The 13304-nt window shown below is 70.2% G+C and carries 13 protein-coding genes and 1 pseudogene; 13 read left to right on the forward strand and 1 reads right to left on the reverse strand.

Annotated elements, in window-relative coordinates; genetic code table 11:
• Positions 1–11 precede the first annotated feature (11 nt).
• Genes epsC through AB9M23_RS09750 form a run of 4 tightly spaced genes read left to right on the forward strand, consistent with a single transcriptional unit; the run spans position 12 to position 3488 of the window.
• Positions 12–866, forward strand: a complete 855-nt coding sequence (gene epsC / locus AB9M23_RS09735; RefSeq protein ID WP_372424337.1) for a serine O-acetyltransferase EpsC — start codon at positions 12–14, stop codon at positions 864–866.
• Positions 800–1966 carry an NAD/NADP octopine/nopaline dehydrogenase family protein gene (locus tag AB9M23_RS09740; RefSeq protein ID WP_372424338.1) on the forward strand — a complete coding sequence of 389 codons (1167 nt, stop codon included), beginning with the start codon at positions 800–802 and terminating at the stop codon, positions 1964–1966. The genes epsC and AB9M23_RS09740 overlap by 67 nt, the downstream gene beginning before the upstream one ends.
• Positions 1963–2208 (forward strand): hypothetical protein, encoded by a 246-nt coding sequence (locus AB9M23_RS09745; protein ID WP_372424339.1) that lies wholly within the window; start codon positions 1963–1965, stop codon positions 2206–2208. Before AB9M23_RS09740 ends, AB9M23_RS09745 begins: the two co-directional genes overlap by 4 nt.
• Before the next feature lie 41 nt (positions 2209–2249).
• Entirely contained in the window at positions 2250–3488 is a 1239-nt protein-coding gene (locus tag AB9M23_RS09750) for an MFS transporter (RefSeq protein WP_372424340.1), read from the forward strand.
• 179 nt (positions 3489–3667) lie between these two features.
• Here AB9M23_RS09750 and AB9M23_RS09755 read toward each other — a convergent pair.
• Positions 3668–3838 (reverse strand): annotated as a pseudogene (locus tag AB9M23_RS09755) (transposase); the annotation flags it as partial.
• 355 nt (positions 3839–4193) lie between these two features.
• Between AB9M23_RS09755 and AB9M23_RS09760 the strand changes: the two are divergent.
• From AB9M23_RS09760 to AB9M23_RS09800, 9 genes are all read left to right on the forward strand, one after another.
• A complete protein-coding gene (locus tag AB9M23_RS09760; RefSeq protein ID WP_372424341.1) occupies positions 4194–5330 on the forward strand; it encodes a 3-dehydroquinate synthase family protein in 1137 nt (378 codons plus the stop codon).
• 33 nt (positions 5331–5363) lie between these two features.
• Positions 5364–6581 (forward strand): MFS transporter, encoded by a 1218-nt coding sequence (locus AB9M23_RS09765; protein WP_372424342.1) that lies wholly within the window; start codon positions 5364–5366, stop codon positions 6579–6581.
• 26 nt (positions 6582–6607) lie between these two features.
• On the forward strand, positions 6608–7264 hold the full coding sequence (locus AB9M23_RS09770; protein ID WP_372424343.1) for a 6-phosphogluconolactonase: 657 nt from the start codon (positions 6608–6610) through the stop codon (positions 7262–7264).
• The gene (locus AB9M23_RS09775) at positions 7261–8382 is read left to right on the forward strand and encodes a DegT/DnrJ/EryC1/StrS family aminotransferase (RefSeq protein WP_372424344.1); all 1122 of its coding nucleotides are present in this window, start codon (positions 7261–7263) and stop codon (positions 8380–8382) included. The genes AB9M23_RS09770 and AB9M23_RS09775 overlap by 4 nt, the downstream gene beginning before the upstream one ends.
• On the forward strand, positions 8366–9481 hold the full coding sequence (locus AB9M23_RS09780) for a hypothetical protein (protein WP_372424345.1): 1116 nt from the start codon (positions 8366–8368) through the stop codon (positions 9479–9481). Before AB9M23_RS09775 ends, AB9M23_RS09780 begins: the two co-directional genes overlap by 17 nt.
• The gene (locus AB9M23_RS09785; protein WP_372424346.1) at positions 9478–10191 is read left to right on the forward strand and encodes a ribulose-phosphate 3-epimerase; all 714 of its coding nucleotides are present in this window, start codon (positions 9478–9480) and stop codon (positions 10189–10191) included. Before AB9M23_RS09780 ends, AB9M23_RS09785 begins: the two co-directional genes overlap by 4 nt.
• Positions 10192–10193: 2 nt before the next feature.
• Positions 10194–11279 (forward strand): ROK family protein, encoded by a 1086-nt coding sequence (locus AB9M23_RS09790; protein WP_372424493.1) that lies wholly within the window; start codon positions 10194–10196, stop codon positions 11277–11279.
• Positions 11279–12364: an alcohol dehydrogenase catalytic domain-containing protein gene (locus AB9M23_RS09795; protein WP_372424347.1), complete on the forward strand. Its 1086-nt coding sequence runs from the start codon at positions 11279–11281 to the stop codon at positions 12362–12364. The genes AB9M23_RS09790 and AB9M23_RS09795 overlap by 1 nt, the downstream gene beginning before the upstream one ends.
• Before the next feature lie 479 nt (positions 12365–12843).
• Complete coding sequence (locus AB9M23_RS09800) at positions 12844–13287, forward strand: DsrE family protein (RefSeq protein WP_372424348.1); 444 nt, start codon at positions 12844–12846, stop codon at positions 13285–13287.
• Positions 13288–13304: the final 17 nt, after the last annotated feature.

Below are 13304 nucleotides of genomic sequence, written 5' to 3' on the forward strand. Positions count from 1 at the left end.
AAGGAACGATCATGAACCGCGCGGGCGACACCCCGCACGCGATCTGGGCGGCGCTCTGCGAGGAGACGGATGCGCTGGCGTGCGCCGATCGACCTTTCGCCGGTCGCTTGGTGGAGGCGATCGGCCGGCGGGCGTCGTTCGGCGACGCCCTAGCGGCGCGGATCGGCGGCGCCCTCGGTGACCCCGAGATCGCGCAGGTCGCCGCCGAGATGCTCGCGCGCGACCCGGCCCTGCTGGCCGCGGCGGCGGAGGATCTCGCGTCGGTGCGCCGCGCCGATCCCGCATGCCGGCGGCTGTCGGACGCATTCCTCTTCTTCAAGGGCTACGCCGCGCTCCAGGCCGCGCGCCTCGCCGGACGCCTCTGGCGCGCTGGCGAGGAGATCGCGGCGCTGACGCTGCAGGGCGCGAGCGCGACGGCGCTGGGCGTCGACATCCACCCCGCCGCCGACCTCGGCCGGCGCATCGTTCTCGACCACGCGGACGGGCTCGTCGTCGGAGAGACGGCTCGCATCGGGGACGACTGCGTGCTGCTGCACGGCGTGACGCTCGGCGCCACCGGCCGCGAGCGCGGCCCGCGCCACCCGATCCTCGAGCGAGGCGTCTTCGTCGGGGCCCGCGCCACCATCATCGGCCGGATCGTCGTCGGCGAGCGCGCGCTGGTGGGCGCCGGCGCGGTCGTCGTGCGCGACGTCGCGCCCTTCGCCACCGTCATCGGCTGCGCCGCCGCGCCGCCGTCATCCGACACCCGGCGGGAGGGCGACGCCCCCCGCGCCATCGGCACCAGCGAAAGGAACGCGTCATGTCCAGTCTCGAGATCGCCGTCACCGGAGGCGGTCGCATCGGCCATTTCTACGCCGCTCATCTGAGCAGCCTGCCGGGGGTGCGTGTGCGCTTCCACTCCCGCAAGGCCGAGGCGATGGCCGCGGCGATGCCGACCGAGGGGATCACCGCCGTCTACCCCGACGGCGCGACCGTCGTCGGGCGCCCCGCGCTGATCTCGCCCGACGTCGGCGAGGTCGTCGCGGGCGCGGACCTCGTGCTCGTCGCGCAGACGGCGAACGGTCGGCCCGACGTGCTCGCGGCGGCGGCCCCGCATCTTTCGACCGACAAGCCCGTCGCGATCGGCGGCATGCCGGGCTGCGCCTGCTTCGACTGGCTCGCCGAGCGCGCGCTGGGGCTGCGCGACAACCTGGCGATCTTCGGATTCCTCGACGTGCCGCACGTCGCCGCGCGGGCGGAGCCGGGCGTGCGGGTGGAACTCGGCGGCATCAAGGCGAAGGCGCACGTCGGCTTCCACGAGGCCACCTCGGCCGTGCTGAAGGCGCAGACGACCGCGCTCCTGCGCCGCCTGCTGCCGATGCCCGTCGAGCCGCTGGGTCACTATCTCGAGGTGACGCTGACCCCGCTCGGATACATGCATCCGACGGTCCTCTACGCCCTCTTCGGACCCTACTCGCAGTGGGACGGGCGCCCGGTGCGCGAGAGCCGCCGCTGGTTCACGGATCTCACGGAACTCGGCGGCTACTTCATCAAGCGCTGCGACGAGGAACAGGTCCGCCTCACCCGGGCCATCGAGAGCGCATTCGGCGTCTCCCTGCCCATGGCCGAGCCGCTCTACGACAACCTGATCTCCGCCTACGGGGACCAGATCGGCGATCACAGCACGCTCTACACCGTTCTTCGGACGTGCAAGGCGTATCGCAGCTTCATCCCGATGGTGGAGGCCCCGGAGGGTGGGCTCGTCTTCAAGACGGACCACCCGATCCTCGTCGAGGACGTCTTCTACGGCATGGCCTTCCTCGTCGAGATGGGGCGCCGCATGGGGGTGAGCATGCCGATGATGAGCGAGATCCACGGCTGGGCCGTCGGCTTCCTCGGCGGCCCGCAGGCGTCGGCCGTCGACTACATGCCGGCGGACTGGCCCTCCCGCGTGCTCGCGCGGTCCGCTCGGGCGAGTGTCGCATGAGCGGGCCCGACCGCTCGCCGGGCTTTGGATCGCCGCAGGTCGAAGTCCGCCTGCGGCTCGTCCGCGACCGCCTCGGCCTCTGGTGGTGGACGCTCGAAGACGAGGCGGGGGCACCGGCCGCCGCGGCGCGCGAGGGGTTCACCGACGTGCGAGCCTCGTGCCGGACGCTGGCGGAGCACATTCGGGCCCTCGGGTCCGAGCCGCCGGGAACCGTCACGAAGCTGTTGCGGATCGAGCGATAACGACGTGCGCCGCCATTGTGAGTCCGATAGGAAAGCCACTCATGCCCCGTGCCACGCCTCCCGCATCGTCGGTATCGGACCGTCTCGCCCATTTCGCCCCGGTCGTGGGCCTGGGCGTCACGCAGATCGTCGCGTACGGCACGCTCTACTACGCGTTCGCCGTGCTCGAGCCGCTGATCTCCAGCGAGTTCGGCTGGTCGTCGGCATGGAGCTTCGGCTGCTTCTCGCTCGCACTGCTCGTCGGCGGCCTCGCCGGACCGTTCTCCGGGCGACTGATAGACCGTCGCGGCGCGCGGCTCGCGCTGGCGCTCGGCTCGATCGCCAGCGCGGCGTCCCTGGCCGCGCTCTCGCAATCGGCGGGCCTCGCGGGCTTCCTGCTCGCGCTCGTGGCGGTCGAGGTCGCCTCGACCCTGACGCAGTACGACGCGGCCTTCGCCGCGATCTCGCAGACGCGCGGCGCGAAGGAGGCGCGCGCCGCGATCACGCAGGTGACGATCTTCGGCGGATTCGCCTCGACCGTGTTCTGGCCGCTCACGCACTGGCTCACGATGGAGCTCACCTGGCGGGAGATCTATCTCGCGTTCGCGGCTGTGCACCTCGTCCTCTGCCTGCCCCTCCATCTGCTCGTCCTGCGCGCCGCACGGCCCGTCGCGACGAGCGCGACCGAGTCGGCCGGCCGCGCCGTCCCGCACGAGGAGGGCGTGCTGGCGCCCGAGCACCGGGTGCGCGGCATGGTCCTCGTCGTCGTCTCCTTCTGCCTCACCGGCTTCGCCTTCTCCGCCGTCAACGTGCATTGGGTCGGCGCGCTGTCGGAGCTGGGGTTGCCGGCGGCTCTGGCCGTCGCGGCCGGCGCGCTCATGGGACCCGCGCAGGTGGGCGTACGGGTGCTGGATCTCGTCTTCGGACGGCGCCTCGACCCGGTCGTCACCGCCGGTCTCGCCGTGTGCTTCCTGGTCGGGGCGATGGCGCTCCTGCTCGCGGCGGGCACGACCTACGCCGGGGTCGCGGCCTTCGCGATCCTCTTCGGGCTCTCGCAGGGCCTCACCTCGATCGTCCGCGGCACGGTGCCGCTCGCCTTGTTCGGACGTGCCGGATACGGCGCCCGGCTCGGCCGGATCACCGCGATCCGGCTCGTGGTGACGGCCGGGGCGCCTTTCGCCTTCGCCTTGATCGTCTCCTCCTTCGGACCCGCGGCCGCGTTCGCGACGGTCGCGTTCCTCGCCCTGACGGCACTGGGCACGCTCGCCGCGATCCCGAGGCCGTCGGCCAGGCCGGCCTGACTCCGGCGCGGTGTTCGTGGCTGTCGGCCCCCCCAACCAGGCCGTCGGCCTGGACAGGCCGACCGACTGGGCCGTCCTCGACGAGGATGGAATACAAACCATGCGCTACAGGGCTTTCGCGCATTCTCTGCCGGAGGCCTCCAACGCCGAGGAATCGGCGGCGAGTTGCTCGGATGGGTGGAAGACACTGAGACGCCCTGGTCCTCCTGGATCACCCAGGTCAGCGCCTTCTCGGCCAAGCGGCGCGGCTCCAGGAAGCCGGGGAAGGAGTTGCCGTTGCGCAGCGTCGGAATGCGCAGCTCGACGGTGCCCGCCCGCGTTTCCCGGTCTCGCTCGCGGTAGTCGTTGCGCTACGCGACGCGCTCGGTGATCGACGGTGACGCTTCGCCGCATCCTCGCTGGCCACGCTGCAGAGGCCGCGGGACAGACACGCCGCGCGTTTCGAACGTCGTGACGCGCTGCGGCTGATTTCGCCGCTCGTGCTTTCCGCTCGGACGCGCAGACCTCGCGTAGCCGAACGCGGCCATAACCTCCGACTGCAATTCAACAGATCAAAAATGTGCAATGACAGATCTTGACCCCAGACCGACGCACGTGCATTAGTCACAGAGCCGTCATGGAGTGGGCAAACGACTTCAGGTCGTTCTCACCTTCTGCGGATGAACGATTCTTCTGCGAAGGGGGTGTGGTGTGCGAAACCTCAGAATGCGTTCGGTCAAGGCGTCGGTGTTCGACATCATCGTGGAGCGCGGCGCTCTGAAGGGTGATAGCGCCTGCCGGATTCTCGATTTCGAGGGGCGGAAGTGCCTCCTCGTATCGACCCCCAGCGTGTACAGATTGTATGGCGAGACGGTGCGGCGGCACCTGGCGGAGAGGGATTGCCTCCTCGACGTCCTGATCCTCGAGATGGGTGAAGGGCGCAAGTTCATGCCGGCGGTTCTGGAAGTCGCGGAGCGCGCGCAGCGCGTCGGGCTCGATCGTCGCGGCATCGTCGTGGCGCTCGGCGGCGGCGTCGTCGGCGACGTCGTGAGCTTCGCGGCGTCCATGATCCGCAGGGGCATCGGTCATGTGCGTATCCCCACCACGCTGATGGCGCAGATCGATGCCGCGATCGGGATCAAGGGGGGCGTCAACTTCAATCGTCACAAGAACTTCCTCGGCTGCTTCCACCCGCCCGAGGCCGTGCTCGTCGATCCCAACCTGCTGCGGAGCCTGCCGGTCGACGCGATCCGCCAGGGCATGGCGGAGATCGTCAAGATCGCGATGATTCGTGACGTGCGCCTGTTCGAGCTGCTGGAGCAGCACGGCGAGACGCTGATCGGAACCAGGTTCGGGCAGCCCGCGGGCATCGCCGAAGAAGTCGTGGTGCGAGCGATCGACGGAATGGTCGCCGAGCTGTCGTCGAATCCCTACGAGGACGCCACGCTCGAACGCCATGTCGATCTCGGCCACATGATCTCTCCATTGCTCGAGGTACGCAGCAACTACCAGCTCCATCACGGCGAGGCCGTCGCCGTCGACCTCGCCTACACGAGCTGCATCGCCAACGACATCGGCCACCTCGACGACACGGGACTGCTGCGCGTCCTGGCTCTGCTGCGCAGGCTGGGCCTGCCGACCGACCACGAGTTCCTCGACGAAGAGCTGGCGCTCACCGCATTCACGGCCACGGAGCGGCATCGCGGCGGGACGCTCAATCTCCCCGTCCCAACGGGGATCGGAACCTGCGGCTTCGTGCGCCGCCGCGACGAGCTGCCGGAGGGGATCGTCACCCGTACGCTGGCGCGGCTCGCCGCGAGCGCGGACCTGCTCGCCGACGCCGACCGGCTGGTCGTCGTCTGACCCCTCCCCGAACATCGGTCCCCAAGGATTCACATGTTCAAGCTCGCTCCGTTCGCGACCCTCCAGGTCGCGAACCTCTTCTCCGGCGCCGGATCGGCGATCGCGCTGCTGGCGATCCCGTGGGTCATCGTCGATACCACGGGCGCCTCCAGCCTGATTGCCGGCTACTTTCTCGTATCGCAGGTCTGCCTGCTTCTGCTGCTCCCCGTCTTCGGGCCGATCGTGGACAGCATCGATCGGAAGACGACGGCGATCTTGCTGCAGAGCCTGGGCCTCGCGGTGCAGCTCCTCGCGGCCTACGCCTACTTCGTGTGGGCATCATACTGGGTACTGCTCGTGTCCGCGACGACGATACTCGTCCTGCGCGGGCTGGATCAGGTCGTGCGTCAGAGCATCGCGCAGGCGCTCGTCGAAAAGGCGCAGCACCGCTCGGCGAATCGGAAGATCGAGTTCGTTCGCCAGGGAGTGACGTTCCTCAGCGGCATTCTCGCGATTCCGCTCTACCATTACGGCGGCGTTGTCCTGGTGCTGGTGTTCGACGCATTCACCTTCTTGTTCGCCGCGCTGTGTCTCGCCACGCTTCCGCGCGCGTCGAAGACGACGCCGCTCGCGGGGCGAACGCGGCTGCAGGAGCTGGCCCGCGACACCGTCGCGCTGATGAGCTCGCGGCCGCGTGCGGCGGCCCTTCTCGTCTTGAGCACGATCCCGACGAGTTCCGTGGTGGCCATGAACGTGATCTACCCGGATCACTTCCTCAGCTTCCTCGGCTCGGGATCGGAGGCGTACTATCTCCACGACAGCGTCTACGCGGCGGCGGCGCTCGCCATGGCGGTGCTCTGGACCGATAGCCGGCGAGGCGTGGTGGATCTGCGCGCCGGTCTGCAGCTGTCGATGATCGCATTCCTTGCAAGCGTCGTCCTGATCGCGACGCTGCCGCGGCTCGAGGCGACGTACGTCGCCATCGCGGGCTTCGCGATGATCGCCGCCTATGTCCGGATGAGCCGCTCGACCTACATCATGGGGTCATTCGCACAGGAGGCCCAGGGACGCGCCAACGCCACGGTCGAGTTCGCGGCCACGTTCGTCTCGATCTGCCTCACCGCGTCCCTCGGATACCTCAGCGCGTTCCTGCAGGTGCAGTATCTCTGGTTCGTGTTCCTCGTGGTCGGCGCGGCAGGCACGCTCGTCCTGGCCGCCATGCCCGCGGCACGAAGGGACGCCGACCTACCCGCGGAAGAGACACGGCCGTGAAGCGGGCCGGCCGCGGAGACGACACGATGCTGATCGTTCACGAGACTGTCGAGGCCGCCGTGTCGCGGGTCGTGGCCGACCTGCGCAGGACGCTCGCATCCGCCGAGCGGGAGGCACGGATCGCGCTCGGCGGCGGTTCGACCCTCGCACCCGTGGCCCGGGCGCTCGCGCGCGCACTGGCCGAGGACGTAGGCGTCTCGCCCCCGGGCGGTGCCCGCCGCCTCCGGGTCGTCGTGAGCGACGATTTCGTCGATCCGGCGCACGGCTCGAACCACGCGATGTTGCGCGAGGCTTTCGCCGGCCTCCACGCGGTGACCCTCCAGCACACGCAGGAGGTCGAAACGCTCATCGACGGGGCGGGAGACGCCGGGCTCGATCACGTCGTGCTCGGACTGGGGACCGACGCGCACACCGCAGCGATCTTCACGCCCGAAGACATCGCCGATCAACGCCCGCTCCTGGCGACCACCTGCCCGGCAGGCACCCCGCGTCGGTCGCTCGGGTTGCCCGTGATCGCCCGCGCGCGGCACATCGTCATTCTCGCCACGGGGGCGGCCAAGGCGGACGCGGTCGCCGGCATCTTCAGGGGAAGCCCCGCCTCGGCGGGCGTGCTCGCCCGCTCGCCCCAGACCGAAATCCACGCGGATGCAGACGCCGCGCGCAGTCTTCGGAGCCCGCGATGAACGTCCAACGATACGATTACGCCGCGCAGTTCGCCGGCATCGGTCCCGCGGTGCGTGTCGCGCTCGAGGCGGCGCTGCTCGGAGGAAACTACATCCTCGGCCCCGAGGTCGCGACGTTCGAGGGCGCTTTCGCCGACTTCTGCGGCGTTCGTCACTGCGTCGGTGTGAATTCAGGCACCGACGCGCTCATCCTGGCGCTCCGGGCCTGCGGCATTGGTCCCGGCGACCGCGTCGCCGTGCAGGCGAACACGTTCTTCGCGACCGTGGCGGCCATAAGCCTCGTCGGGGCCACGCCGGTGCTCGTCGACGCCTGTCCGCAGACGTACCTGATCGATCTCGAGCGCCTCGCCGCGTCCGGACCGGTCGACGCGATCCTGCCCGTGCATCTCTACGGCCTCGCGACGGACATGGATCGGCTGAACGCAATCGCCCGATCGCACGAAGCGATCGTCATCGAGGATTGCGCGCAGGCCCACGGCGCCCGGCACGGCGCCCGCCCCGTGGGCGGTTTCGGGCGGGTGGGCTGCTTCAGCTTCCATCCGAGCAAGAACCTCGCCGCGGCCGGAGACGCAGGCGGCTGCGTGACCGACGACCCGGCGATCGACGAGCGCCTGCGCCTCTTGCGGCATCTGGGCCAATCGGAACAGAACACCCACAATGTGGTGGCGAGCAACTCGCGCCTCGACGTGCTGCAGTCCATCGTCCTGCGCGCGAAGCTGCCGGCTCTCGAGGCCTGGAATCGCCGCCGGGCCGCGATCGCCGAGATCTACAGGCGGGAGCTGTCCGACCTGCCGATCGGATTCCAGTCGCCGGGCTCGACCGGCGCGCACGTCTACCATCTCTTCCAGCTGGAAACGTCCGAGCGGGATGCCTTGGTCGACAGCCTGACGGCACGCGGCGTCGACGCGACCGTGCGTTATCCGACGCCGATCCACCTGCAGCCGGCCTTCGCCGACCTGGGCCATGCGCCGGGCGACTTCCCGGTGGCGGAGCGTCTGGCGCGGACGCTGCTCTGCCTGCCGATTCGCCCGGACATGAGCGATGTCGAGGTCGACTGCGTGATCGATGCCGTGCGCCGACATTTCCATGAGGGGCGGTCCCATGTCGCTCGAGACTGAGACCACGCCGACCGCCTTCCGCGTCGTCGAGCCGAACGGCGGCCGCCCGTCTTGGACGTGGACGACGTGGCGGGGCCCCGCGCCGAATCTCACCGCGCGTGTGCGCATCGCCGGCCTCTGCCGTTCCGATCTGAAGGAGGCCTTCGGCAATCGCGACGTCCGACGAGACTTCGGTCACGAGCTCGTCGCGGAGATCGTCGGCGTCCCGTTGGAGAGCGGCCTCGCACCCGGGCAGCGGGTCGTGCTCGATCCGCACGTGGAGATCCGTCGCAGCACGGGTTTCGCTCGCGTGATGCACGCGTACGCGGAGCCTGCCACGCTCGCCCGGGCGTTCCTGCCCGTTTCGGACGAGATGCCCGACCGGATCGCCGTCTTCGCCGAGCCGCTGGCCTGCGCGGTCCATTCCGTGCGGCAAGCGCTGGGTCACTATCGCGAGACGGGAAACGAGACGCCGCCCCGCCGTGTGGCGTTCACCGCCGCCGGTCTCGCGTCCCTCCTGCAGGCGTTCGTGCTCGCGCGGAGCGGCATCGCGTGCGAGATCTTCAACCGTTCGCCGGAGCGGCTCGCCGTCCTGCGATCCCGTGCGGCGCTCGCGCGCACGGGCATCTCCCTCCGTGAAGCGGAGCCGGAGAGCGCCTACGACATCGTCGTGGTCTCCGGCGCGTTTTCCGACGAGGTCTCCATCGAGCGAGCCTGGCGCATGGTCCGTCCCGACGGGGTCCTCCTGCTCTTCGGCGGCACCAAGTCGGGCGAATACTCGGCCGTGCTCGGCCTCCCGACGGATGCCTTGCGCCGGAATCAAGCTCGCGCGGCGATCGCGCGCGGGGGCAAGCGGGCCGTGGTGGCGGGCACGCACGGTGCGCGGAGGGAGGACTTCACGGAAGCGCTGCGCCTCCTCGCCCTGCCGGACGCCGGCTCCTTCTTCACCGCGCTCGTCGATCGGATCGTTCGCGTCGAGGAGCTGCCGGCGCTGCTGCTGGGCCTGCATCACGGCGAGATCGCGAGTTGGTCGAAGACCCTGGTCGAGACCCGCGCGGACGGAAGCGACGACACGCGCGGTGGCGTCGCCGGCGCGCCGACGGAGGACGCTCACGGATGAACACGAGGGAAGCGCTCTTCGATTTCGCGCCCGGCGCGACCCCGCCGACAACGTTGGCGCCGGCCCTGCTGGGGGCACCGTTCACGGACATCCGCGCCACCGCCGAGGCCTGCCTCTCGGCGGGGGCGGACGTGCTGCATCTCGATGTCATGGACGGGCACTTCGTCCCCGAGATCACCTTCGGCGCCAAGCTGATCGCGGAGCTGCGCGACCGGCTGCCGCAGACAGCAATCCTCGACGTGCATCTGCTCTGCATCGAGGCGGACCGACAGATCGAGCGCTTCATCGAAGCGGGGGCCGACGTCTTGAGCTTTCCACTGGAGACCTCCCGCAATCCGTTCAGATCGCTCGAGAAGATCCGTGCACAGGGACGTCGCGCCGGGGTCGCGCTCCTGCCGGCGACGCCGCTCTCGGCCATCGAAGAGATGCTGCCCCTGCTCGATCTCGTCATCGTCATGACGGTGCATCCGGGGGAGAGCCGCCTCCTGGAGCCGATGCTGGGCAAGCTGGCGCGACTGCGGGAGATGGTCGCCCGCTCCCGTCGTGCGGTTCGGATCTGCGCCGACGGCGGGGTGAAGAGAGAGACGGCCGGGACGATCGCGGGGCACGGAGCCGATTGGCTCGTCGCCGCCTCCGCCGTCTTCGCCGATGGCGACGTCGCAGGCAACATCGCGGCGCTGCGCGCGCGCGCGGCGGAGGCGCGGCCGTGATCGTGCCCACTGGGCTTCCCCGGCCCGCCTCCGGGCCCGTCCTCGCCTTGGACATCGGCGGGACCTGGTTCCGCTCCGCCCTCGTCGGCCCGCAACGATGCATCCGGGACCGTCGCGCCGTGCCCGCGATCAGCCGGCGCAATCATCCAGGCGCGACGCCGGCCGAATTGAAGGAACGGCTGGTCGATCATCTCGTCGCCGAGGCCCGCGCGCGCGCCGCCACCGAGCCGGGGCTCGCGCGCGTCGGGATCTCCATGGGAGCCGCGCTGCACCAACACACGGGCGTCATCTGGAATTCCGGCCCACTCTGGGGCGACGATGCGACACCGTTCGACCTTCCGACAAAACTGCGGCAGCGCGCGCCGGACCTCGTCTGGCACGTCGTGAACGACGTCAGCGCCGCTCTCCTGGCACTCGTCCTGGGTGCGGCCGAGCCGCCGACCCACGACGTGTGCTACATCACGGTCTCCACCGGCATCGCCGCCCGGATCTGGTCCCATCGCGCCGGGGGCATCGTCGTGGACGAAATTTCTGGCCTCCAGGGCGAGATCGGGCACCTGCCGGTCATGGCGGAGTTCCTCGGCCGCGTGCTGCCGACGGTCTGCGACTGCGGCGGCGCGCAGCACCTGAACTCCGTGTCTTCCGGACGGGGCATCGCGACCGTGCTCGCGCACATCGCCAACGAGTACCCCGTCGTCGCGGCCGCGCTCGGGATCGTCCCGGGCGCGGATCCGGTCGAGGCCTTCACGCGGGCACTGGAGCGCGACGCACCCTTCGCGCGCGACGTCCTGTCGACGTGCCTGCGTCCCCTGGCGACCTGTGTGCTCTCGATGATCGCCTGCAATCCCGCCGTGACGAAGATTCACTTCGGCGGTGGCGTGACGGCGGGGTTGGGAAAGGCGCGCTGGAAGGACGCGCTGGTGACAGAGCTCGATCGGTACGGCGCGTACCAGATCTCCAGCCGCAAGCCCGGCTTCTTTCACGACCTGATCGACGTCGTCGACGCAACCGATCTCGGCCTCGTCGGCGCGGGCCTCGTCGCCCTGCGCGCCGCGCCGGCCAACCTCGTTCCGTTGGAGGCCATCTGATGCGCCGCTCGATGGTCCTGTCGCACCGCAATCGAATAGCTTATGCGTCCGATCCGGTCATGCCGCTGCCGCCGGGCGCGATGCGCGTAGCGCCGGTGTTCGCGGGCGTTTGCGGAACCGATCTCGACATCGTCCGCCGGATGCGCGACGACGTGCCGAGCGTGCTGGGGCACGAGGTCGTCGCTCGCGTCGTCGAGACCGCCGACACCGGCCTGCGCGGGCGCCACGTCGCGGTCAACCCGGTCTCCGGTGCCGACCCGACCAGGAATTTCGGCCATTCCATTCCCGGTGTCTGGACGACGCAGAGGATCGTGACCAGGCGAGAGCTGGACGACGGGCACGTCGTCCCCTGGTCCTCGGACGAGATCGGCCCGGAGCACGCCCTCGCCGAGCCCGTGGCCGCCGCCGTCTACGCCGCCGCCCTGATGCACCTGGACCGGACACCCGTACGCGACGTCCTGATCGTGGGATCGGGCGCGATCGCGCTGACCTTGGCGCTGGTGCTGATCGAAAGCGACCATTCGGTCACGGTGGCGGCCGGCGACGTCTCTCATGCCGAGGAGCTCGCCGAGCGGTTCTCGAACCTGCCCGGATTGCGAATCGCGCCGCGCGCTGCGATCGCGGGCGCGGACCAGCGCTTCGCGGCCGCCGCTGTCGCCGTCTCACGCGGCAGCTGCCGTGAGGCGATCGGGCTCGCGCTGCAGACGCTGGAGCCCGGAGGCGTCCTGGATCTCGTCTCCGCCGTGAAGCCCGGGTCGATGCGGGCATGCGCGCTCACGAGCTTCGACGATCTCGCGCAGGTGCGCTGGCGCAATTGCCGCGGCTCGCCACCCGAGGGGCATCGGCTTCCGGGCCGGGGACCGAACGGGGTCTATGTCGCCGTCGGCCAGCGCGGAGCCTCGACGGGTCATCTCGCGACCGCCATGAGGCTGATCGAGGAGCGCCGCCCGCGCTTTCGCCAGCTCGTGTCGCACGTCGTCCCGTTCGAGGAAGCGGCAGACCTCGTCGAAGCGCTCGCCCGCGATCGCGCGACGCGGGTCGACGGACGCCGCGTGGCGAAAGCGGTCATTTCGTTCGCTCGATAGTCGCGTGCGCCTGTGCCGGACCTGGGCGACGCGGAGCCGGCGCCGGTTGTCGAGATGCTCGCACAGCGCAGCCAGAGCCTCTCTCGATCGCCGGTTGGTGCGTGCACTCGTGCTTCGGCGACCTCCAATGGCGCTCGATGAAGACGTTGTCCTGCAGCGACCACGCCCGTCCACGGCGACGCGCACACCGGCGGCGAGTGCCACGACGACCGTGACGAGCCCAGTGCCGAGCGCCCCCGCCACGACGAGCGCCACTGCGAACGCCGGCGCGTCGCGCATGCCGGCGACGAGGCGCGTCGCCTCTCGCACCGCCTCGGCGTCGCTCCCCGACCGACGAGGCGCGGGGCTCGCCCTGCTCGGCGGCTCGCGAATTCGGGGCGCATGCGCCTTTCGATCCCATGCGCAGAGATCCGGATCACGTCGCCTTCGAATCTCGTATATCAGAACGTTCATATATTCGAACACAAAGGAGAGAAGTCATGATCGCGAACGCCATGAAGGGCCTCCTCGCCGCCACCGCACTCGGACTCGCGATTCCGGCGCTGGCTCAGGACGCGAAGGCCCCGCTCGTCACCGTCGTGACGGCGGAGAACCCGCAGACGCAGCTGATGGCGATGGTCCTCACGACGCAGGCCCTGCAGCAGGGCCATGCGGTCGACGTCCTGCTCTGCGGGCCCGCGGGCGACATCGCGCGCGTCGACGCGCCCGAGAGCGCGACGGCCGGGCAGCCGCCGCGCGGTGCGAGCCCGCAGGGGCTGATGCGTGCGGCCATGGATGCGGGCGCCGCGGTGCGGGTCTGCGCGATCTACCTTCCCGGCGCGCAGCTCGGCCCCGACGCACTCGTCGAGGGTGTCGGCGTCGCGAGCCCGCCGGAGCAGGCGGCGCTCATGCTGCGGCCCGACGCCGTCGTCTGGTCCTTCTGAGCCGTCGGGAGACACGC

The sequence above is a fragment of the Salinarimonas chemoclinalis genome (assembly GCF_041514305.1).
Lineage (GTDB): Bacteria > Pseudomonadota > Alphaproteobacteria > Rhizobiales > Beijerinckiaceae > Salinarimonas > Salinarimonas chemoclinalis.